This is a genomic window from Allobosea sp. 2RAB26 (assembly GCF_052115465.1).
GTDB lineage: Bacteria > Pseudomonadota > Alphaproteobacteria > Rhizobiales > Beijerinckiaceae > Allobosea.
Genome location: NZ_JBFRGS010000002.1, coordinates 147,655 through 169,039 on the forward strand (window position 1 = coordinate 147,655; position 21,385 = coordinate 169,039).

21 protein-coding genes and 1 other annotated feature are annotated in these 21,385 nt (G+C 65.1%); of the genes, 11 read left to right on the forward strand and 10 right to left on the reverse strand.

Going from position 1 to position 21,385, the window contains the following annotated elements; translation table 11 throughout:
- The first annotated feature begins 1 nt into the window (after position 1).
- Entirely contained in the window at positions 2–817 is an 816-nt protein-coding gene (locus AB4118_RS03805; protein ID WP_441488470.1) for an aspartate dehydrogenase, read from the forward strand.
- Positions 818–1,040: 223 nt separating this feature from the next.
- On the opposite strand, the gene AB4118_RS03810 is transcribed toward AB4118_RS03805, so the two are convergent.
- On the reverse strand, positions 1,041–1,664 hold the full coding sequence (locus AB4118_RS03810; protein ID WP_441488471.1) for a class I SAM-dependent methyltransferase: 624 nt from the start codon (positions 1,662–1,664) through the stop codon (positions 1,041–1,043).
- Between the two features lie 370 nt (positions 1,665–2,034).
- On the opposite strand from AB4118_RS03810, the gene AB4118_RS03815 reads away from it, so the two are divergent.
- Entirely contained in the window at positions 2,035–2,442 is a 408-nt protein-coding gene (locus tag AB4118_RS03815) for a hypothetical protein (protein WP_441488472.1), read from the forward strand.
- Between the two features lie 99 nt (positions 2,443–2,541).
- Here the strand turns inward: AB4118_RS03815 and AB4118_RS03820 are convergent, their stop codons facing one another.
- The 5 genes from AB4118_RS03820 to AB4118_RS03840 form a co-directional block, all read right to left on the reverse strand.
- The gene (locus AB4118_RS03820; RefSeq protein ID WP_441488473.1) at positions 2,542–4,050 is read right to left on the reverse strand and encodes an amidohydrolase family protein; all 1,509 of its coding nucleotides are present in this window, start codon (positions 4,048–4,050) and stop codon (positions 2,542–2,544) included.
- 29 nt (positions 4,051–4,079) lie between these two features.
- Positions 4,080–4,868, reverse strand: a complete 789-nt coding sequence (locus AB4118_RS03825) for an ABC transporter permease (protein WP_441488474.1) — start codon at positions 4,866–4,868, stop codon at positions 4,080–4,082.
- Positions 4,855–5,634: an ABC transporter ATP-binding protein gene (locus AB4118_RS03830; RefSeq protein ID WP_441488475.1), complete on the reverse strand. Its 780-nt coding sequence runs from the start codon at positions 5,632–5,634 to the stop codon at positions 4,855–4,857. Before AB4118_RS03830 ends, AB4118_RS03825 begins: the two co-directional genes overlap by 14 nt.
- Positions 5,635–5,671: 37 nt before the next feature.
- Positions 5,672–6,676, reverse strand: coding sequence for an ABC transporter substrate-binding protein (locus AB4118_RS03835; protein ID WP_441488476.1), 1,005 nt, complete (start codon positions 6,674–6,676; stop codon positions 5,672–5,674).
- 136 nt (positions 6,677–6,812) lie between these two features.
- Positions 6,813–7,724, reverse strand: a complete 912-nt coding sequence (locus AB4118_RS03840; RefSeq protein ID WP_441488477.1) for a LysR family transcriptional regulator — start codon at positions 7,722–7,724, stop codon at positions 6,813–6,815.
- A gap of 116 nt (positions 7,725–7,840) precedes the next feature.
- Between AB4118_RS03840 and AB4118_RS03845 the strand changes: the two genes are divergently transcribed.
- From AB4118_RS03845 to arsH, 6 genes are all read left to right on the forward strand, one after another.
- Positions 7,841–8,782 carry an N-carbamoyl-D-amino-acid hydrolase gene (locus tag AB4118_RS03845; RefSeq protein WP_441488478.1) on the forward strand — a complete coding sequence of 314 codons (942 nt, stop codon included), beginning with the start codon at positions 7,841–7,843 and terminating at the stop codon, positions 8,780–8,782.
- Between the two features lie 287 nt (positions 8,783–9,069).
- Complete coding sequence (locus tag AB4118_RS03850; RefSeq protein ID WP_441488479.1) at positions 9,070–9,519, forward strand: helix-turn-helix domain-containing protein; 450 nt, start codon at positions 9,070–9,072, stop codon at positions 9,517–9,519.
- A gap of 185 nt (positions 9,520–9,704) precedes the next feature.
- A complete protein-coding gene (locus tag AB4118_RS03855; RefSeq protein ID WP_441488480.1) occupies positions 9,705–10,076 on the forward strand; it encodes an ArsR/SmtB family transcription factor in 372 nt (123 codons plus the stop codon).
- Entirely contained in the window at positions 10,054–10,479 is a 426-nt protein-coding gene (arsC, locus tag AB4118_RS03860) for an arsenate reductase (glutaredoxin) (protein WP_441488481.1), read from the forward strand. Before AB4118_RS03855 ends, arsC begins: the two co-directional genes overlap by 23 nt.
- Before the next feature lie 40 nt (positions 10,480–10,519).
- Positions 10,520–11,572, forward strand: a complete 1,053-nt coding sequence (gene arsB, locus AB4118_RS03865) for an ACR3 family arsenite efflux transporter (protein WP_441488482.1) — start codon at positions 10,520–10,522, stop codon at positions 11,570–11,572.
- Positions 11,569–12,267: an arsenical resistance protein ArsH gene (gene arsH, locus AB4118_RS03870; RefSeq protein WP_441488483.1), complete on the forward strand. Its 699-nt coding sequence runs from the start codon at positions 11,569–11,571 to the stop codon at positions 12,265–12,267. Before arsB ends, arsH begins: the two co-directional genes overlap by 4 nt.
- A gap of 93 nt (positions 12,268–12,360) precedes the next feature.
- Here arsH and AB4118_RS03875 read toward each other — a convergent pair whose 3' ends face one another.
- Positions 12,361–13,836 carry a SulP family inorganic anion transporter gene (locus tag AB4118_RS03875; protein WP_441488484.1) on the reverse strand — a complete coding sequence of 492 codons (1,476 nt, stop codon included), beginning with the start codon at positions 13,834–13,836 and terminating at the stop codon, positions 12,361–12,363.
- Between the two features lie 105 nt (positions 13,837–13,941).
- Positions 13,942–13,997: a sequence feature (sul1 is cis-regulatory element that is thought to sense ions involved in sulfur or methionine metabolism; They are found in Alphaproteobacteria), on the reverse strand.
- 215 nt (positions 13,998–14,212) lie between these two features.
- On the opposite strand from AB4118_RS03875, the gene AB4118_RS03880 reads away from it, so the two are divergent.
- Positions 14,213–15,391, forward strand: a complete 1,179-nt coding sequence (locus AB4118_RS03880) for an acyltransferase family protein (protein ID WP_441488485.1) — start codon at positions 14,213–14,215, stop codon at positions 15,389–15,391.
- A gap of 21 nt (positions 15,392–15,412) precedes the next feature.
- Here the strand turns inward: AB4118_RS03880 and AB4118_RS03885 are convergent, their stop codons facing one another.
- The gene (locus AB4118_RS03885; RefSeq protein WP_441488486.1) at positions 15,413–16,738 is read right to left on the reverse strand and encodes an O-antigen ligase family protein; all 1,326 of its coding nucleotides are present in this window, start codon (positions 16,736–16,738) and stop codon (positions 15,413–15,415) included.
- 272 nt (positions 16,739–17,010) lie between these two features.
- Complete coding sequence (locus tag AB4118_RS03890) at positions 17,011–18,132, reverse strand: 2OG-Fe(II) oxygenase (RefSeq protein ID WP_441488487.1); 1,122 nt, start codon at positions 18,130–18,132, stop codon at positions 17,011–17,013.
- Positions 18,133–18,344: 212 nt separating this feature from the next.
- Between AB4118_RS03890 and AB4118_RS03895 the strand changes: the two genes are divergently transcribed.
- Together AB4118_RS03895 and AB4118_RS03900 are read left to right on the forward strand one after the other, a co-directional pair.
- On the forward strand, positions 18,345–19,685 hold the full coding sequence (locus AB4118_RS03895) for a hemolysin family protein (RefSeq protein ID WP_441488488.1): 1,341 nt from the start codon (positions 18,345–18,347) through the stop codon (positions 19,683–19,685).
- A 100-nt stretch (positions 19,686–19,785) separates the two neighbouring features.
- Complete coding sequence (locus AB4118_RS03900; protein ID WP_441488489.1) at positions 19,786–20,454, forward strand: hypothetical protein; 669 nt, start codon at positions 19,786–19,788, stop codon at positions 20,452–20,454.
- Positions 20,455–20,628: 174 nt separating this feature from the next.
- Here AB4118_RS03900 and AB4118_RS03905 read toward each other — a convergent pair whose 3' ends face one another.
- Positions 20,629–21,384 (reverse strand): transporter substrate-binding domain-containing protein, encoded by a 756-nt coding sequence (locus AB4118_RS03905; RefSeq protein ID WP_441488490.1) that lies wholly within the window; start codon positions 21,382–21,384, stop codon positions 20,629–20,631.
- Position 21,385: the final 1 nt, after the last annotated feature.

Consider the following 21,385-nt stretch of genomic DNA (forward strand, 5'->3'; position numbering starts at 1 on the left):
CATGTCGCACCCGCGCAAGCCTCTTCGGATCGCCCTGATCGGCTGGGGCGCGATCAGCCGCCGCGTCGCCGGGTTGCTGGCGCAGCGCCTGGGCTCCCGCGTCACTGTCGCGGCCATCGGCCTTCGCGATCTGTCGAGCGCGCCCGGCCTGCCGACGGGCGCGGCGCCGATCACGGATCCGGGGCAGCTCGCCGGTCTCGGGCTCGACCTCGTCGTCGAAGCCGCCGGGCGCGAGGCTGTGGCCGGATGGGGCGCGGCAGCGCTGCGCCACGCCCCGGCCTTTGCCGTGGCCTCGACCAGCGCCCTTTGCGACGACGCGCTGCTCGGCAGGCTCCTGGAGGTGGCCGAGACCAATGGCAGCCGGCTCCTGATTCCGGCGGGCGCGCTCGGGGGGATCGATGCCTTGGCCGCGGCCGCGGCGCTTCCGCTGGACGAGGTCACCCATACCATCGTCAAGCCGCCCGCGGCCTGGCGCGGCACGGCGGCCGAGGCGATGGCGTCGCTCGACGCGCTTTCGGCGCCCTTGACCTTCTTCTGCGGAACCGCGCGCGAGGCGGCGTCGCTGTTCCCGCAGAACGCCAATGTCGCGGTGATCAGCGCGCTGGCCGGCATCGGGCTCGACCGGACCCGCATCCAGCTCGTCGCCGATCCCGGGGCGAAGGCAAACAGCCATCGCCTTGCCGCAAGCGGGGCGTTCGGCCGGCTCGAGATCGCAATCGAGAACCGCGCTCTTGCCGCCAATCCGAAATCATCGGAGATGACGGCTCTCTCGCTGGTCCGATTGATCGGAGCCGCGGTGAACCCGTTGGCCATCTGACCGGCGGGAGACGCCCCCTCTACCCGGCATAACCCAAGGGGACGCAGTCGTGTACCGGCGCGTCTTTCGTATCGTAAAGGGCGACGATCAGGCCAGTCGCGCTGGCCGGGCTGATAGGCTCAATGGCTCGATCGCGAGTTCTGCAACAGATGCTGGAGGACGTTCATTGGTTCCCGCGGTCCTCCCGGGCCGCGGGCGCAAATACCCGATTGAGCAAAAGCGGTCAGGTCTCCTTTGCGGCCTCGATCCACAGAAAGGAGGCCTCCTCGTTGTCCTGCTGTTCGATCGACGATTTGCGGACGAGCAATCCGGCATCGGATAGATATTTCAGTGTTTCCGCTTCGCCGTTGTGACCGAAGAACATCGTGGTTCCCAGCCATTCACCGGTCCACTCGCCGGAAACACCTGTTCCAAAGCTTCCAACAAAGACACCGCCCGGCTTCAGCAATCTCGCGATCTTCAGGATCAACGGCCCTTGCTGGACAGAGGGGACATGCGTGATGGAATAGAAGGCGCCAACCGCGTCGAAGGAACCGGCTTCAAGCGCCACGTCGCACATATCCGCCAGGATGAATGTCGCCAGCGGGACCTGCTTTCGAGCCCTGAGGATCTGTTGTGCCGATGCGTCGACACCGATGACGGCATGTCCCAATGCCGCAAGATCCCGCGCCACGGGGATGCCCGCACCGCAGCCGAGATCGAGGACCCGGCCGCCATCGGCTGGCAGGCTGTCGACAAGACGGCCGAGCCATTTCTGACGAACAGCAGATACCCCGAACCGTTCGAGATATGCGTCTGCAACGTCGTCATAACCTGCAGCGACAAGGTATTTGGGATCGCTAGCCATGCCGGAACAGTTGCAGACGACCGCACATGCGTCGAGCCGCGATGTCTGCAACCCCAAGCATCCCCTCAGAGCTTCAGCAAATCCTCAGACTCTTCCCTGCCCAAGCGGGCCCGGGCGCTGGCGCCCAGAACTCTGGCAACAGCCTATGCCGGTCATCAGGTCCGCCTCCTCCGACGCGCACCGGAGCATTGTCGCAAACGCGCGGCATCAAGGCTGCTGCATCCCGCCGGAAACGCGTGTAAATTCGGCATTATCGGAGACGGTTGGCGCGAAAGCACCGGCCCACGACGGCACTTCTGCCCGGGGATAGCGGAAGCGACATGACGTCGGTTGGCCTCGCTTGCGTCACAGCAAGAGGTGGGAGGGTGTCATGAGGAAACTCGCAACGCTCGCCACTGCCGCTTTGATCATGACCGGCAGTGTCGGAACCGCCGACGCGCAATATTGGCGCGGGGGCGGCTGGGGCTATCACGGCGGGTATTATCGCAACTATGGCTGGGGCGGCGGCGCTGTCGCGGCCGGGCTGGTCGGCGGGGCGCTTCTCGGAGGCCTGGTCGCCGCAGCAACGACGCCCGCCTATGCCTATGGATACGGTTATCCGGCCTATGGCTACGGATATGGCTATCCCGCCTATTCCTATTATGGCCCGCGGGTCTATTATCGCCCGGGCTATTACTATGCGCGGCCCGTCTATTACGCCCCGCGCTATTACGGCTGGAACCGGGCTTATTACGGCCCGCACTATTATCCCCGTACGGTTTACCGGGCATATTGGTGAGGCCGTCGCCGACGACCGGCCATCAGCGAAGCCGGCCGGTCGGTCGCGTCCGCGAAGGGGATCTCCGTTCGACGGCCGAATGCCGAACGGAGCCGTGCCTCAGCGCAGCGGCGCGCCGTAGCGCTCGACCTGGTAGGGCTGCCGGGCGAGGCCGACGCAGAAACTCGCGACCGCATCCTGCAGCTTCTCGGCCAGCAGTTTCATGGGCGCGTTCGCCGCTTCCAGCCGCTCGCGCGCCGCTTCCGCCTCGCGCGCCAGCTTCGCGAGGTCGAGCGTCAGCAGGCGCCCCTCCTTCACGACGAAGCGACCGCCGATCATCACGTCGCGCACCGCCGTGCCATCTTCGACATGGACGATCTGGTTCACGGTGCGGTTATGCGGCAGCCAGTTGATATGGCCGAGATCGACGAAGACGAGATCCGCCTTGTAGCCACCTTCGATCCGGCCGATGCGGCCCCGGAAGCCGAGCGCGCGGGCGCCGCCTTCGGTCGCCGCATGCAGGGCCTCAGGCGTGGTCAGCCATTCCCGGACATCGGGCCCGCGCACCTTCGAGACGAAGGAGGCCAGGCGCGTCGCCTCGTACATGTTCTGGTTGTCGCCGCTATTCGAGCCGTCCGTGCCGATCGCCACATTGACGCCGGCCGCGAGCATCGCCCGCACGTCGGCAAGCCCACTGCCCAGCCGCATGTTGCTCGCCGGGTTATGCGCGACCGAGGCGCCATGCCCGGCAAGGATGCGCATGTCCTCCGGATCGAGCCAGACGCCATGGGCGACCGTGAAATCGGGGCCGAGCAGGCCGAGCTGGTCGAGATGGGCGGTCAGCGTGCGGCCATAGCGCTTCATGCCGGAGAGCGCCTGGATCTTCGATTCCGCGACATGGCTGTGCAGGCCGAGACCGAAGCGGCGGGCACAGTCGCGACAGGCGCCGAGGAAACCGTCCGAGCAATGCAGCGGGATCGTCGGGGCGAGCGCGATCTTCAGCCGCTCCGTATCGAAGCGCGCCTGCGTGACAAAAGCCTCGAAGCCCTTCAGCGTCTCGGCATAGGGCTGCATCCGGAAGCGGTCGACCTCGGCGCGCAGCGGCTCGGGCAAGGCGTCGTAGAGGCCGGGAATGGCCTCATAGAGCGTCGTGTCGGCGACCATCGGCGCGATCGTCGCGCGCATGCCGACATCCTGATAGGCCCGGGCGACAGCCGACATGCCCTCGACCGACGGCGCCGGCACCTCGAAGAACAGGTCGTAGCAGGCGGTCGTGCCCTTCAGCACCATCTCGGCGCCGTTGAGTGCGGCGCTGAGATATTTGTCCTCGAGGCTGCGGTTGCCGCTGATCCAGGGGCCGGCGGCCAGGAGCAGTTCGAGCGACCAGCGGTCCCCCATGGCCTTGGCGAGCGCGCCATGGCCGTGGGTATGGGCGTTGACGAGGCCGGGATGAACGAGCTTGCCGGTGGCGTCGATCGCTGCCGCCCCCTCGGGGGCGGACATGCCGCGCGGACCGATCTCGCGGATCGTGTCGCCTTCGAGCAGCAGGTCGAGCGGTTCAGCCTGAACGCGCTCCGGCAGGAGGACGAGGGCGTTGCGGATGATCGTGTAGAGCGGGCTTGCGGTCATGGCGGGGTCTCCTTCTCGGCGCCGCGGGGTCAGCGCCGCTGCTCGGCCGCAGCCCAGGGGAAGAACACCCGCTCGGCGACGACGATCAGCTGGAACAGGACGATGCCGAGCAGGGCCAGGATCAGCATGGCACCGAAGGCGACGGGAACCTTGAAGAACGCGGTTGCCGAGGTGATGAGATAGCCCAGGCCCCGTTCCGCCGCGACGAACTCGCCGACCACGGCGCCGACGACGGAGAGCGCGATCGCCGATTTCAGGCCGGAGAACACGAACGGGATCGAATAGGGCAGACGCACCCGCAGCAGCTCCTGCAGCTTGCTCGCGCGGCAGGACCGGGCAAGCTCGACCAGCTCCGTCGGCACCGCCAGCAGACCGGTGGTCATCGAGATCACCAGCGGGAAGAAGGCGACCAGGAAGGTCACGATGACGCGCGGCAGCTCGTTGGGACCCAGCATCACGACCAGGATCGGCGCGATCGCGACCTTAGGCACCGACTGGGTCAGGACGAGCAGCGGATAGATCGCATCCGCCGCCAGCCGCGAGGAGGAGATCAGCACCGCGAGCGGGAAGCTGACCGCGATCGAGAGCAGGAAGCCGAACAGCACGGTCCTGAGCGTCGCCAGCGTATGCTCGCCCAGCGCCGGGCCCATCGCCGCCGTGTCCTGGAAGATCCGCGAAGGCGCCGGCAGCAGGTATTCGGGAATGGCGAAGACCCGGACGGTCACCTCCCAGATCGCCATCAGCACGACCAGAGCGACGAGCGGGATCACGAATTCGCGGCTCGCGCCGAGCAGGCGCAGGGCTTTAGTGTTCGACATCGAAATGCGTCCCCTGCTCGCCGAAGATCAGTTCGCGGATGCGGCCGGCGCAGCGCTGGAATTCCGGGTGGCCCGACATGGCGAAATCGCGCGGGCGCGGCAGATCGACATCGATGATCTCCGCGATCCGGCCAGGCCGGGGGGACATCACGACGACCCTGTCCGCCAGGATCACCGCTTCGGGAATGGAATGGGTGACGAAAATGATGGTCTTGGGCGCATTCGCCCAGATCCGCAGCAGCTCGATCGTCATGATCTCGCGGGTCAACGCATCGAGCGCGCCGAAGGGCTCGTCCATCAGCAGGATGTCGGGATCATGCACCAGCGCCCGGCAGATCGCGGCGCGCTGCTGCATGCCGCCGGAAAGCTGGCGCGGCCGGTGATCGGCGAAATCCGCGATGCCGGCGACGGCCAGCAGGTCCTTCGCCCGCCGGCGCGCCGTCTCGTCGGCACGCCCCATGATCGTGGAGGGGAACATCACGTTCTCCATGATCGTCGCCCAGGGCAGCAGGGTCGGCGCCTGGAAGACGATGCCCGTGTCCTGCCGCGGCGCGCTGACGCGCTCCCCATTGATGGCGATGCTGCCCTCCGTCGGCGGCACCAGGCCGGAGACGAGCCGCAGCAAGGTGGACTTGCCGCAGCCGGAGGGGCCGACGAGCGTGACGATCTCGCGGTCGCGGATCGTGAGATCGATCCCGTCGAGCGCGCGCACGCCGCCATTGCCGACCGAGCCAAAGACCTGGCCGGCCCCGCTGATTTCAATCATGTCTATTCTCCGGCGTCCCCTGCCCTGTCCGCTCTCGTCACTTCTTCGGCGGCAGGAAGGACATGTCGACCGCGGTCGCCGGATCGAGCTTGGGGTCGAGATTCTGCGACTGGGCAACGACCTCATAGGTCTTGTTCAGGCGCTCGGTGGTGATGCCGCCGACCCCGGCCTCCTTGGCGTGATCGGTGAAGATGAAGCCCAGCGTCGCCTTCAGGCTGCCGAGGCAATCATCGAGATCGACCTGCGGGATCGCCTTCACATGCGCCTCGCAGGTGGCCTGCGGATTGTCGCGCGCCGCCTCCCAGGATTCCGTGGTCGCCTTCATGAAGCTCTTCAGCATCTCCGGGCGGTTCTTCGCGCTCGCCTCGGTGGTGTGGAAGGCAAGCGAGTAGATCGCGAAACCCGCCTCGACGAAGGGCAGGAAGGCGAGCTCCTTGCCAGCGCGCTGGGCCTGCTTGTTCTGATAGTAGAAATTGGTCGAGTAGGACGGGATGGCGTCGACCTTGCCGCTGATCAGCAGCGGACCCATGGCCGAGCCGTCGACGGTCACCCACTCGATCTTGTTGGGATCGGTCTTTGCCGCCGCGGCGACCGCCGGGAAGTAGAGCCGGTGGCTGTTGCCCGGCGTGATGCCGATCTTCTTGCCTTCGAGCCCGGTGAAGGTGGTGATCCCGGAATCCTTGCGCACGAAGAGCGAGTGCGGGGAATGGGCGTAGACCGCGCCGATCATCTTCAGCGGTACGGAGCTGCGCTGGCGCGCGGTGAACAGGGCGGAAATATCGGCCATGCCGATATCGGCCGCGCCGCCGGCCACCTTGCTCAGCGTGTCGCCGGAGCCGTTGCCCTTGCTGATCCGCAGCTCGATGCCATTGCGCTGATAGATGCCCGACGCGATGCCGGCATAATAAGGCGCGTAATCGCCGGTCGGAATCCAGTCGAGCATGAGATGCACGTTCTCGGCCGCACGAGCGGCAGACGGTACGGACAACGCGACGGCCGCGCTGAAGATGGCTGTGAGAGTGCTCGACGTGAATTTCGACATTGTGGTCGCCCTTCCTGGTTCCCCTATGGACAGAAACAGTGGGGACGCCGATCAGATCAAATACCAATTTCGCTGCGATACATAATATATGGTTATGCTGCGGCGCACATCGTGCGGCGGCTGCATCCGCCCCCGCTCAATCCGGCATGGCGGGGTCGGTCGCGAGCGGCAGCAGCTCCATCAGCCCCTGCACGAAACTGCGGGCGATGCGCGACAGCGGCTCGACCCGCGAGGAGAGCAGATGAGGCCGCGTTGTCGTCTTCGGCACCAGAGGGCGGGAGCGGATATTCGGCCAGGCGTTGTCGACCAGCACGAAGTCGTCGACGATCGCGATGCCGCCGCCGGCCTGAACCAGCGAGCAGGCATTCGGCGTGAAGCGCACCTGCGCGTTGAAGCGGATGGGCTTTGGCGTGGCGCCAAGAGCGCGATTGACGACCATGCCATAGGGCGTCTGCGAGCCATACCCGATCATCGGATAGGGCACGAGATCGGCCGGCTTCAGCACGCGCTTGCTGCCGAGCGGATGGCCTTCGGGGAAGATCACGCGCAGGCGTCCCTCGGCGATCTGCGTTGCTTTCACGCTCGGATCCTCGACGGCCATGGAGGTGACGGCGAGATCGGCGCGATGGCTGGCGATGCGCGCGATCAGCTCGGCCAGCGTCAGGATCTCGAAATCGACGCGCACATCGGGATGCGACTGGCGGAAGCGGCCGATCGCCTTCGGCACCAGCATGTGGCCGACGCTGGGGCTTGCCAGCAGTCGGATCGACCCCGCGCTGCCGCGGCGCAACTCCTCCGCCATGTCGTTGACCCGGGTCACGCCCTGATGGACGAGCTCAGCCTCGGCGAAGAGCTGCCGCGCCTCGGGCGTCGGCTGGACGCGGCCCTTGACGCGCTCGAACAGCGTCAGGCCGAGCCGATCCTCCGTATAGGACAGGAGCCGGCTGATCGCCGGCTGGGAGACCGAGAGCAGGCGCGCCGCGCCGCTGATCGAGCCTGTCACCATGACCGCGCGGAACATCTCGATCTGCCGAAGATTCATCGCCATGGCACATAACCTCCCCTTATAGGTCAGTAGAGAAATGGTATATACTTGTTTTGGTGGCGCCCGGCTAGATTGCGGCCAGTTTGAACTGGCCTTCACAGCCCAAGGAGTCTCTTTCGATGTCCCGCCTTCTTACCGTTGCAGCGGCTCAGCTCGGTCCCATCCACCGCGCCGATGATCGCGCATCGGTCGTGCGCCGGATGATCGCGCTGATGCAGCAGGCAAAGGCCCGCGGCGCCGATTTCGTCATCTATCCGGAACTCGCCCTGACGACCTTCTTCCCGCGCTGGTATTGCGAGGACCGTGTCGAGGCCGACCAGTGGTTCGAAACCGCGATGCCCGGCCCCGACACGCAGCCGCTCTTCGACACGGCGCGCGCGCTCGGCATCGCCATGAGCTTCGGTTATGCCGAGCTGACGCCGGAGGGACGGCATTTCAACAGCTCGATCCTGGTCGACAGGACCGGCCAGATCATCGGCAAGTACCGCAAGGTGCATTTGCCCGGCCATGCCGAACGCGACCCGACCCGGGCGCACCAGCATCTCGAAAAGCGCTATTTCGAGCCTGGCGACCGCGGCTTCCCGGTCTGGCGCTTCGAGAACGGGCTGGTCGGCATGGCGATCTGCAACGACCGGCGCTGGCCCGAGACCTATCGCGTCATGGGGTTGCAGGGCGTCGAGATGGTCGTGCTCGGTTATAACACGCCGACCACCAACGGCCATTCCAAGACCGAGACGCTGGCCGACCGCCTGTTCCATCACCGCCTGTCGGTGCAGGCCGGCGCCTATCACAACTCGACCTGGGTCGTGGCGGTCGCCAAGGCCGGCGTCGAGGACGGCTTCCCGCTCTTCGGCGGCACGCTGATCGCCGATCCCAGCGGCAAGATCGTCGGTGAACTCGACCATGACGAGGACGGGCTCTTGATCCATGCCTGCGATCTCGATGCCACGCGCTTCGGCAAGGAGACGATGTTCAACTTCGCCGCTCATCGCCGCGTCGAACATTATGACCTGATCACCTCGCGGATCGGCGTCGGCGCGCCACTCGGCACCACCGACTAAGGCATCGGCAGGACAAGTGGATCGCGGCTTTCGGGAAAGCCGATGCGAACACGGAACACTCAGATGATCGGACCCGGTACGATATCCGGTCCGATCATCCAGGTGTGCTCCGCCCGGGCGATCCGCATCGGGGAAACCGGCGCGCGCCGGCCGCGCAAGAGCGCCTCGCCTTCTTCGCATCATTTGGTGCGACGTTGGTCGGCTGACTTATTCGACCAGAGCGGACAAGAACGGCTTGAAGGGCCTATAGTCCCTTTTCGATAGTCTGAAAATCAGGGGCGGCACAGGTGAAGGAACCAAACCGGGTCGATGAGTATGTCGGCATTCGCCTGCGAAGAATGCGCCGCCTGACGGGCTACAGCCAGACGAAGCTTGCCGAGTTGCTGGGGATCACGTTTCAGCAGATCCAGAAATACGAGAAGGGCGTGAACCGGATCAGTGCGAGCCGGCTCCAGCATATCGCCAATATCTTTCAGGTCCCCGTTTCCCATTTTTTTGAGGGAGCCCCCGTGATCTCCACTCCGGCGACCGACACAGCCCCGGAAGCCCCGCCCCCGGAGGTCGCTGACCTGCTCGCCACCCGCGACGGCATCCGTCTGGCCAAAGCCTTCGCTTCGATCAGGAACTTCAAGACACGCCGCCGGATTGTCGCCCTCACCGAAGCGATGGGCGACGCCGAGGAGGCGTCTGAAGCCGAGCCGGGTCGCGCCACGGCTGCAGGGTCCGGCTGCGACTGAACCGTTTTGTCGCGGCGCAGCTGAGGCAGCGGAAGAGGCGAACCCCTGGCGTTCGGCGACCGTTGCGACGTCGGCCCCACCTCCTTGCGCATGGGGCGCGTTCGGCACGGCCGGAAACACAGAGGGAGACATTCAAGGAAACGGAGGCCCTTGCCAACATCTATAATATCCATTAACTCGGATATATGGATAATTTACAAACCATTCTCGCCATGGCTGCACTGGCACAGCCCACGCGCCTCGACACCTTCAAGCTTCTGGTGAACCGCGAGCCCGAAGGCGTTCCCGCCGGCGAGCTCGCGCGGCTGCTGGATGTTCCGCAGAACACGATGTCGGCTCATCTCGCCATCCTGTCGCGCGCAGGACTGATCGCGGGCGAGCGGCAGAGCCGCTCGATCATCTATCGCGCCGATCTCGACGGCTTTCGCGCGGTGATCGCCTTCCTGCTGAAGGATTGCTGCGGCGGGCGGGCTGACCTGTGCCAGCCGCTCATCGACGAACTCGTTCCCTGCTGCCCACCAAAGGTCCCCGCCGATGGACGTCATCATCTACCATAATCCCGACTGCGGAACCTCGCGGAACACGCTTGCCCTGATCAGGAACGCCGGCGTCGAACCTCACGTCATCGACTACCTGAAGATGCCACCGTCCCCGGCGATGATCGTGGACCTGGTTGCGCGGATGGGTCTCACGCTCCGGCAGGTCCTGCGCGAGAAGGGGACGCCATTCGCCGAACTCGGCCTTGCAGACCTGTCCCTGGGCGACGACGCCTTGCTCGACGCAATCGAGAAGCACCCGATCCTGCTCAACCGGCCGATCGTGGTGACACCGAACGGCGTGAGGCTGTGCCGCCCCTCGGAAGAGGTGATTGACCTGCTGCCGCCGCAGCGCGGACCGTTCGTCAAGGAGGACGGCGAGCGCATCGTCGACGAAGCCGGCCGCCGCGTCACGAACGGCTAGATCACCGGCCCCGATCGGGCCGATGCCTTGGGAAAATCGCATGTCCACGTTCGAACGCTACCTGACGCTGTGGGTGGCTCTGTGCATTCTTGCCGGCGTTGCACTCGGCCAGCTGTTCCCGAGCGCCTTTCAAACGATCGGCAGCGCCGAGATCGCGAGGGTCAACCTGCCGATGGCAGTCCTGATCTGGCTGATGGTCATCCCGATGCTGCTGAAGATCGACTTCGCCGCCTTGCGCCAGGTCGGCCAGCACTGGCGCGGGATCGGCGTCACGCTCTTCGTGAACTGGGCCGTGAAGCCGTTCTCGATGGCCCTGTTGGGCTGGTTCTTCATCGGCTGGCTGTTTCGCCCTCACCTGCCCGCCGACCAGGTGGATTCCTATATCGCCGGGCTGATCATCCTGGCGGCGGCGCCTTGCACGGCAATGGTCTTCGTCTGGTCCAACCTGATCAAGGGAGAACCGCATTTCACCCTGAGCCAGGTCGCGTTGAACGACGCGATCATGATCGTCGCCTTCGCCCCGATCGTCGGCCTGTTGCTTGGCCTGTCCGCCATCACCGTTCCCTGGGGCACGCTGACACTGTCGGTCGCGCTCTACATCCTGGTTCCCGTCATCGTCGCGCAGGTCATCCGCAGGAGCCTGCTTGCCTCCGGCGGTGACGAAGCGCTGCATCGCCTTCTCGCCGCCCTGTCGCCACTGTCGCTGGTGGCCCTGCTTGCGACCCTGGTGATGCTGTTCGGGTTCCAGGGCGCGCAGATCCTGGCCCAGCCGCCGATCATCGCGATCCTGGCCATCCCGATCCTGATCCAGGTCTATTTCAATGCGGGACTTGCCTATCTCCTCAACCGTGCGGCCGGCGAAGAACACTGCGTCGCTGGTCCCTCCGCCCTGATCGGAGCCTCGAACTTCTTCGAGCTCGCGGTTGCAGCCGCCATCAGCCTGTTCGGTTTCAACTCCGGCGCCGCCCTCGCCACGGTGGTTGGCGTGCTGATCGAAGTCCCGGTCATGCTGTCAGTCGTCTGGATCGTGAACCGTTCCAGGGGCTGGTACGAGCGGGGAAGCCCGCGCAATCCTGCAAAGGCCACGTCATGACCGATCTTCCGAATGTCGACCTCGACCGTCTGGTCGCTACCGATCTCACCCAGCTCGAGCCCGCCCGGCGCGCCACGCATCCACCGCGCATCCTTCTGCTCTACGGCTCGCTTCGGACGCGCTCCTACAGCCGGCTGCTGACACTCGAAGCAGAGCGTATCCTCAAGCATCTCGGGGCCGAAACGCGGGTCTTCGACCCTGCCGGCCTGCCAATGCCAGACAGCGTCCCGCCGGACCACCCGAAGGTTCAGGAGTTGCGGGATCTGGCGCTATGGTCGGAGGGGCAGGTCTGGTGCAGCCCGGAGCGTCACGGCACGATCACCGGGGTGTTCAAGAACCAGATCGACTGGATACCGCTGGAGCTTGGCTCGATGCGCCCGACCCAGGGCCGAACGCTGGCGGTGATGCAGGTCTCGGGTGGCTCGCAGTCGTTCAACGCCGTCAACACATTGCGCGTGCTGGGGCGCTGGATGCGAATGGTGACCATCCCGAACCAGTCCTCCGTCGCAAAGGCCTTTCAGGAGTTCAACGAGGCGGGCCGCATGAAGCCCTCCGCCTATTACGACCGCGTCGTCGACGTGATGGAGGAACTCGTCCGCTTCACGCTGCTGACGCGCGACCGCTCCGCCTATCTCACCACGCGCTACAGCGAGAGGAAGATCGCTGCCGAGGCGATTCCGGTCGGCGCGATCTAAGTCAACACGGCGCGCGCGGGAGCAAAGCGAAACCTGTCACGCCCACGCGACGGGCGCAGAACCAGGCTGCGACTGACATCGCCGCGGCCCGTTTCAATGGCCCGATGCGAGCCTTCCGTCTGCCTTGTCGTGGACGGCGAGGCGCTCGATCATCGCCGCGGTCGCCTGGTTGACGCCGATCGTCTCGATGGCGATGCCCCGGTTCCGGAACTTGAGCACCACGCGGTCCAGTGCGTTGATCGCGGTGATGTCCCAGAAATGGGCTGCGCCAAGATCGATCACGACCTGCTTCACCTCCTCCTCGCGGAAATCGAAGGCCGCATGGAAGGCTTCGGCGGTTGCGAAGAAGATCTGCCCGGTGACGCGGTAGACGCGCGTGTCGCCCTCGCGCTCGGATCTAACCGCGAAGAAGCGCGTGACCTTGTGGGCGAAGAACAGCCCGCTGAGGATGACGCCGAACAGCACGCCCTTCGCCAGATCATGCGTTGCGACGACCACCGCGACAGTGCCCAGCATGACAATGCTGGAGCTCTTCGGGTGGATCAGCAAGGTCTGCAACGAGCGCCACTGGAAGGTGTTGATCGAGACCATGACCATGACGGCGATCAGCGCCGCCATCGGGATCCGGGCGACAGAGGGGCCGAGCACGACGATCAGGAACAGCAGGAAGCTGCCGGCCCACAGGCTCGAGAGGCGGCCGCGGCCGCCCGACGAGACATTGATCACGGATTGGCCGATCATCGCGCAGCCGGCCATGCCGCCGAAGAACCCGGCGACGATGTTGGCTGCGCCCTGGCCGGCGCATTCCCGGTTCTTGTCCGACGTGGTGTCGGTCATCTCGTCGAGAATCGCCGCGGTCATCAGGCTTTCCAGGAGTCCGACCATGGCCAGTGTCAACGCATAGGGCGTGATGATCCTGAGCGTCTCGAGGGTGAACGGCACCTGCGGGATGGCGAAGGCGGGCAATTCGCCGGGCAGCGCGCCCATGTCGCCGACCGTGCGGATATCGAGGCCGAAAGACAGCGACACCGCGGTGAGCAGGACGATGGCGACCAGCGGCGACGGCACCGCCTTGGTCAGCCGTGGCAGCAGGTAGATGATGGCGAGCCCGGCGGCGGTCATGGCGTAGACGACGGGTCCGCGGCCGAGCAGTTCCGGCATCTGCGCCATGAAGATCAGGATCGCGAGCGCGTTGACGAAGCCGGTGACGACGGAGCGCGAGACGAACCGCATCAGGTTGCCGAGCCTGAGGATGCCGGCCAGGATCTGAAAGATGCCCGTCAGGACCGTCGCGGCGAAGAGGTAGCCAAGCCCGTGTTCCCTGACGAGCGTGATCATGACGAGCGCCATGGCGCCGGTGGCGGCCGAAATCATCGCCGGCCGCCCGCCCGCGATGGCGGTGACGACGGCGATGCAGAAGGAGGCGTAGAGCCCGACCTTGGGATCGACCCCGGCGATGATCGAGAATGCGATCGCCTCAGGGATCAGGGCCAGCGCGACGACCGTGCCGGCCAGGATTTCGCGCGTGACGTTGGGCGCCCATTCGCTGCGCAGATGAGAGATTGCCATGGGGAGAGTGAAGCCTTCATGGCCTCGCCGCGAGCAATAGGCAGGCGAGGCGCGCACATACGGACAGCTCCGGACCGGGCCGGGGCGTTCATCGTTCCGTCGTTGCGTTGTCCGGCGGATCGGCGGCCGGAAGAGCCACCCGGGATTTCACCGGGTCCTGACTAGTGAAACCAGCTCTGTCGCAGTTTTCGCTGCGGCGCAACCCTATTGGCCGGGATCACGCGCGTGGCGGCATCGGCGCCGATACACAGATCGGGGCCGGGCGTGCCTCCCCTCTTCCGAGGGCTCCATCCGCCTAAAGTTAAGGATAAGTTTGAATAGAAATTGCCGGAAGGGCAGCTGGGCATCATCAGGCTATGGCAGAAGGATTCTCGCCATGCCTGCTCCCTCATCGCTCCGCGACGATCTGCTTCGGCGCCTGCGCAGAGTGCCGACCGCCGGCGACATCCTGCGCGCCAACAATGGCGAGGGACCCGGCTTCAACGCCCTGCGGCTCGCCCTGTCCCTGCTGATCCTCGGTGCCCATTCCGGCTGGGTCGCCGGCATGGACAGCAGCAATGACTGGGTCGGCCTGCAGGGCCTCTTCCGGCTCAGCCTCGTGCCGGCCTTCTTCGCGCTGAGCGGCTTCCTCGTCACCGGCAGCGCACTCAGGACCGGTGCGGTCAAGCCCTTCATCACCTTGCGCTTCATCCGGATCGTCCCGGCGCTGCTCGTGGAGGTGACGCTCTCGGCCCTGGTACTCGGCCCGATCTTCACGACCTATCTGCTGTCCGACTATTTTCACGACATCCGTTTCTTCGAGTATTTCGGCAATGTCGTCGGGCGCATCCGCTTCGAATTGCCCGGTGTGTTCGAAACCAACCCGCTGCCGAACACGGTCAACCAGAACCTCTGGACCCTGAAGCCGGAATTCTACTGCTATATCCTGATGGCCCTGATGATCTTCTTCGGCATCGTCAGGAACAGGCTGCTATTCGCCGCGCTGGTCGTGGCGCTGACGCTGGCTGCAACAGTCGCGGCCTACCAGTTCGGCTTCGGCGTCACGCCGGGCAATTATCACTGGACGGTGGTGGTCTTCTATTTCTTCGCCGGCTGCATCTGCTTCCAGTGGCGCGACCATCTGAAGATGCACTGGCTGCTGTTCCTCGGCTCGCTCGGGGCTTCGCTCGTCCTGATGTCCAGGGATCGCGAGCTCGCCTTCCTCGTCACGCCCTTCCTGACCTATTGCGTCGTCTATATCGGGCTGCTGCCGCTGAAGCTGCCGGAGGCGATCCGCAAGCTCGACGTCTCCTATGGCATCTATCTCTACGGCTTCCCGATCCAGCAGGCGCTGGTCGCCAAACTCGACGTCCTGCACGGCGACGGGTTGCTGCTGTTCCTGGTCTCGGCCCCGCTGGTGATCGGCTTCGCCCTGCTCTCTTGGCTGTTCATCGAGAAGCCGTTCCTCAAGGTGAAGCGCTATGTCCTCGGCAACCGGCCGCCGCCGCCAAGCCCAGCGGATCCGGCGGCCGAAAGCACCGGAAACGCGGCAAGCCTGGCGCCGGCAGTGCGCTGAGCGGCCCGGGCGCTGCCGCCCTCAGGGCCGCCTGGTCGACATGCGGCTGGCAAATTCGAGGCCGGACACGGCCAGAGCGAACAGCATCCAGAGCGGGTCGGCGCGATTGAGGAAGAACGATTCCAGCATGCCGACATAGGTCATGAAGATGACGATCATCAGAAAGAGGTCGGCCAGGTTCCGGCTCGCCGCGACCCGGTCGGCGCGGAGATAGTTCCTGAGAGGCAGGATCATCAGGCACCAGGTCATCACGATCCCGCCCGGAATTCCAAACATCACCATCGCATCGAGATAGCTGTTATGGGCGGACCCGATGCCGCGGACGTCCCAGCTCGCCTCGAAATTCTCCTCCAGCGTCGAGACCACGGGCGTCTGCCAGAAGCCGAAATAGCCGTAGCCGAACCAGGGCTTCTCGCCGATATGGGCACTGGCAAAGCGCCAGATCTCGTCGCGGCCGGTGAAGGTGGGGTCGGAGATCAGGGCAGTCGAGACCCTGAGCAATGTCGGCGACAGCACGGTGCCGACCGTGAGCGCGGCAACCAGCAGCGCCAGCACGGCATGGGTCAACAGCATCAGGCGAGGCCCGGCCATGGCGCGGCCGAGCAGGACGAGGCCGACCGCCACCGGCAGGAAGCCCATCGTCGTCTTCGAACCGCTGTTCAGCACGAAGATCGCACCGAGACCGATGATCAGCAGGCCGCGCAGTTTGAACCCCATGCGCCAGCAATAGATGCCGAACATGATGAGGATCGAGAACACCGGCGCAGCGAAGTTCTTGTGCGAGAGATGGCCGCGCCAGTCGCCGGCATGGCCGCCCTCGACGCCCTCTGAGCCATGGATCGCCAGATGCGGGGCAAGCAGGATGACGGCGTAGACCAGCAGAAGCACGGCGAGCGTGGCATTGGCCGCGGCGCTGGCGAAGTCCCGCTCCGTCCTGGGCAGGAGCAGGACGCCAATCACGACGACCATTGCGAAGGCGGTCAGCAGCAATCCGCGCAACGCGGCTTCCGGGTCCGGCGCGCGCGAGGTGGAGAGGGCGGCAACCAGCAGAACGATGATCCAGCTGCTGTTGCGCAGCTGTGCGAGAGCTGCCCGCTCGCTCAGCCGCAGCATCGCCCCGAGATAGACGATGGCGAGGCTGACATAGCCGATCTGGTTGACGACATTGCCGGTCGAGGCCCCGGTCTCCGTGCTGTCGGGCGCGCCGGCGAAGGGCTGCAAGGTCAGGATCATGATGAACAGGCCAACGCCGCTGAGCAGCGCGGCAACGAGCCGCGCATCGTCGGCCGGGACGCCTGACGCGGCGGCGGCCGCGCTGGTTCCTGTCTCTGTGATGCCGACCGTCATGCTGTCCCTGACACACTCGCCCCGTTCTGCAGGCCGCGCCGGAATGCAGCCGCGCGATCCCGCATCATATGCCATGCAACCTTAAGAGCCTGTAGCCGCAGACAGATAGGCCGCCGGCAAGGGCTGCGGCCTGGCCTGATGGCCGGCCGAATTCACCGGTCGTGGCCGGGCGCTGCGCCTGAGATGATCGGACCCAATATCGTGTCCGATCATCTCTCGGTCTGTGATTGCATCGGCTTTCCAACCGCAATCCACGCTTTCGGGCCAATGCCTTAGCTCGTCCTGGCGAGATAACTGCCTCCGGCCTCCATGAACACCTGATTGTCCTCCCGCAGCCTGGCTGCAGCATCGTCATAGAGGAATGGCAGGAAGGCGAAGCGCTTGCCCCGCGTCACCTGCGAGACGGCATGAAGCAGCGAACAGGAGAAGACGACGCCGCCGCCGGGCGGCGGCTTGAAGCTGCGCGCGCCATATTCGGGGAAGCTGACCTCGCCACCCTCGAAATCGGCGTTCAGGTTGATGGAGACGGCAAAGCGGCGATGCGCCGTGCCCTTGGTCGTGTTGTCCCGATGCGCGCCGAAATGCCCGCCGGTCTGCGCATCGTAACAGCCAACGAGATAGCGCTCCATGCGGGTCACCGTGAACTGGTGGACCTTCCTGATCTCGGGAACGATGCGCTTGCCGATCTTGCCGTGAATGACCCCGATCAGTTCCGTGTCGCCGATGAGGACGTCGGAGCGGCGCTTGTGGGCATGGTCGGAGATCAGGACGGTCTTCCCGTCCTTCTCGCGCATGAAGCCGGATTCATTGCCGCCATCGGCCTCGTGCAGGGCAATCAGCTGCCGGCAGAAATCCGGCTCGAAGACATTGGGCAATACCAGGACGGGCGCATGCACCTGGAAGCCCGGGAACGCGTCGACCGGTGGAAGCGCGGCGAGGAACGCCGCAACCTCGTGGCGCTCGCCCCCCTCGCGGGTGAACGGAAAGGCCGCCATGACGCGCAGCGTCGGATCGAGCACATACCAGGCGCGACGCAGGGGCGTATCCGTGCCTGGCTCGGCCTCGATGGGCGCGACGCCAAACTCCTTGCTGATCAGCAGATCGGAATCCCAGAAATAGCGGATGCCGGGCATGCGCTGCCTGACGCGCTGCTTGAGCTCGTCATCGGGGTCGTTGCTGACGCCGAAGAAGGCGATCTTGTCGTCGTCGAAGAGGTCGCGCTGCTCGGACAGGATCTTGAGCGCGGATACCGTGCTTGCGCGCGCGGCGGAACCGAAGAAGCACAGGACAATATAGCGCCCGGCTGCGCTGGAGAATTTATAGGCCGGGTTGCTTGTGGAACGCTGCTCGAACCACGGCGCAGGATCGCCGACGCCCATCGACCTGTATTTCACGGCCAATTCCCCAGATGTTATCGGATGAGAATGGCAGATCGCCCACTATTGGCAAGGATGACAGGCGCGACACCTTCGCTTCGATGAGCGATCGACGCGGCTTTGATCTCCGCGCAAGCGACTAGACCCCGCATACAGCGCGCGCCCCGCTATGCTATGGCTGGTTCCACCATCAACAACGCATGGCTGCTTCTGCAGCCGGAACGGAGTCCATGTCCAGTACCGATGGCAGCATGTTCGACCTGGTCGGAGTGCTTGCCGTATTGCTTCTCGTTGCCGCAAACGGCTTCTTCGTTGCGGCCGAGTTTTCGCTGGTCGCGGTGCGCCGAAGCCGCGTTTCCGAGCTTGTCACCGCGGGGCGCATGAATGCCGCCGCCCTCAAGCGCGCCGTCGACAATCTCGACGCCAACCTCGCCGCGACGCAGCTTGGCATCACCATCTCCTCGCTGGCGCTCGGCTGGATCGGAGAGCCCGCTCTGGCTCACCTGATCGAGCCGCTCCTGAACGGCCTGCCCGGCTCACTGGCGACGGCCAGCTCCCATGCGATCGCGGTCGCGATCTCCTTCGTCATCATCACGGCCCTGCACATTGTTCTCGGCGAACTCGCTCCCAAGAGCCTTGCCCTTCAGCGCAGCGAAGAAACGGCGCTCTGGATCGTGCGGCCACTCGGTCTCTTCCTGTTCCTGCTGCGGCCGGCGATCATCTCGCTGAATGGCCTCGGCAATCTCGTGCTGCGCCTGTGCGGCCTGCGGCCGGGAACGGGAGAGGAATCCCTGCATTCGCCGGAAGAATTGAAACTCCTCGTCCAGGCAAGCCAGGAGGCCGGCATCCTCCAGCCGGCGCAGCAGGAGTTGGTCGAGCGCGTGCTCAGCATCGGCGACCGGCGCATCGCCGACATCATGACACCGCGCCGGGACGTCGCCTGGATCGACGCCGACGACACTCATGACGAGATGCTGCGGACCATACGCGAATGTCGCCATGAGCAGTTGCTGGTCGGGCGCGGTGGCATCGACGAGCCCCTGGGCATGATCCTGAAGCGGGACCTTCTCGACCAGGTCCTGGACGGCAAGGCGCTCGATCCCATGGCCGTGATCTGCGACCCCGTCATCGTGCACGAGACGACGCCGATCTTCCGCGTGCTCGAGCGCTTCAAGAAGGCTCCGGTCCGCCTGGCAATCGTCATCGACGAATATGGCGGCCTCGACGGCATCGTCACCCAGACCGATCTCCTCGAAGCCATTGCCGGCGACCTGCCCGATGTCGAGGGCGAGGAACCCGATATCGTGGAACGCGACGATGGTTCGCTGCTGATCGACGGCATGATGCCGGCGCATGATGCCTTCAATCGGCTTGGCTTCCGACTGCGCTCGGCGGAAGGGGATTTCCACACGATCGCCGGTTTCGCCCTGGCCCGGCTCGAGCACCTCCCCGAGATCGGCGAGCATTTCGACTATGCAGGCTGGCGGTTCGAAATCGTCGACATGGACGGCAGGCGGATCGACAAGCTCCTGGCGCAGCGCATGACAAGCGAGGAGTCCGAAGGGGGCTGAACCGCCACGGCGACAGATGACGCTACGCCCTTTCCTGCACGGTCAGGGCGCGGTGCCGTCCGGAGGTGGCGAGCCATGTGCATGCAAACGGTCCACACGCTTGTCGCGCAACCTGCTTTGGGGCGAGCGAGCAACCCGCCCTTCTTCAATATGCCAGCCGCACAGGCTCATGATCGCTTTGGATGCTGAGCAGAATTGCCAATGTGCGGTTTCCCCGAACCGCCATAGCATGGCCGCCATGAACCTGATCTTTCTTCACGGGGCACCGGCAAGCGGCAAGCTGACGGTCGCCAAGGCCTTGCTTGCGGCGATGCCGGCGCGACTGCTGGACAATCATGCCGCCATCGACGCCGCGCGAACCATTTTCGACTTTGGCGCTCCTGGCTTCTGGGAGCTGGTGGACACGGTCCGCGGATCCATCTTGCGGGCCGCGATCGAGAACGACATTTCCTGTCTGGTCGTCACCCTCTGCTATTCCGAGCTGGAGGACCGTCCGTTCTTCGATCAGTTGGAAGACGATGTGGTCCGGAATGGCGGCTCTGTCTTTCCCGTGTTCCTGCATTGCTCGGAACGAGAGGCCGCACAGCGTGTCGGCAATGCCGACAGGGTCCAGCGACGCAAGACGAGTTCCGTCCAGGGTCGCTCCGATTTCCTGTCGCGCTACACCATAGCTCCGGTCCCCCGGGCGAACTGCCTTTCGATCGATACGGAGACTACCGCGCCGGAACACGCAGCCGAACAGATCATGCGGCACTTCGCCTTGCGCTAAAGCATCGGCCCGAAAAGTGGATTGCGGTTTTCGGGAAAGCCGATGCAATCACAGRTRGTTAGATCATCGRACCGGATACAATATCCGGTCCGATGATCTAGGGGGCGGCAGCGTATCGGGCGTCATGCGCACCGATACAACGGCTCAGCCGTCCTGGAGCGCTCCCTTCGCGGATCAGCCCTGATCTCGGGCGACCGTGAGACCCTCGACCCCATGCTTGTCGATCAACCCGGAAACCAAGCCGGACGAAATCGCGGTCGCCACGAAGCGCTTGATATAGTCGATCGCTGCGGCGTTCCTGGTCGGTGTTCCCACCGCCTGCTGCACGGCCATGTAGCGGCCTGGCAGGATCCGGGATCCCGGGATCGCCTTCTGGTCCGTCACCAATCTGGGGCGCAGGCCCGCAAGGGCATCGAGTTTGCCCTCGAGGAAGACTGACGCCGCATCAGCGATGGTCTTCGTCCGCACCAGCGTCGCATGCGCGATGTTGCGGTCGAGCCAGAGCCCGTAGGCCGTCCGATCGGTGACGGCGATGCGCCGGCCCGGCGCGTCCACGTCATCGATCCGTTCCAGCGACGAACCGTCCGGAACAAGGTAGCTCGCCTCGATCTCGGTATAGGCGGGGGTGAAGCTGATGAACGCGGCGCGCTGCGGCTCAGCCCCGATCAGGGCGATGTCCCATTCGTCCCGCTCGGCGGCATCGGCAATCAGGCCTGGCGATTCATAGGTGACGTAGCGCAGCTCCACACCCAGGAGGTCGGCAAATGCACGCGCCAAGTCAGGCGCCACCCCAACCGGCCCGCCATCGGGAGTCCTGTCGGAGACCAGCAGGAAGTTAGACAGATTGATCGCAGCCCGCAGAACCCCGCCAGGTGCGAGAAGCTCTGTCAGTTCCTCCGGGGGCGGGCCGACATGGTCCAGCAATCGCATC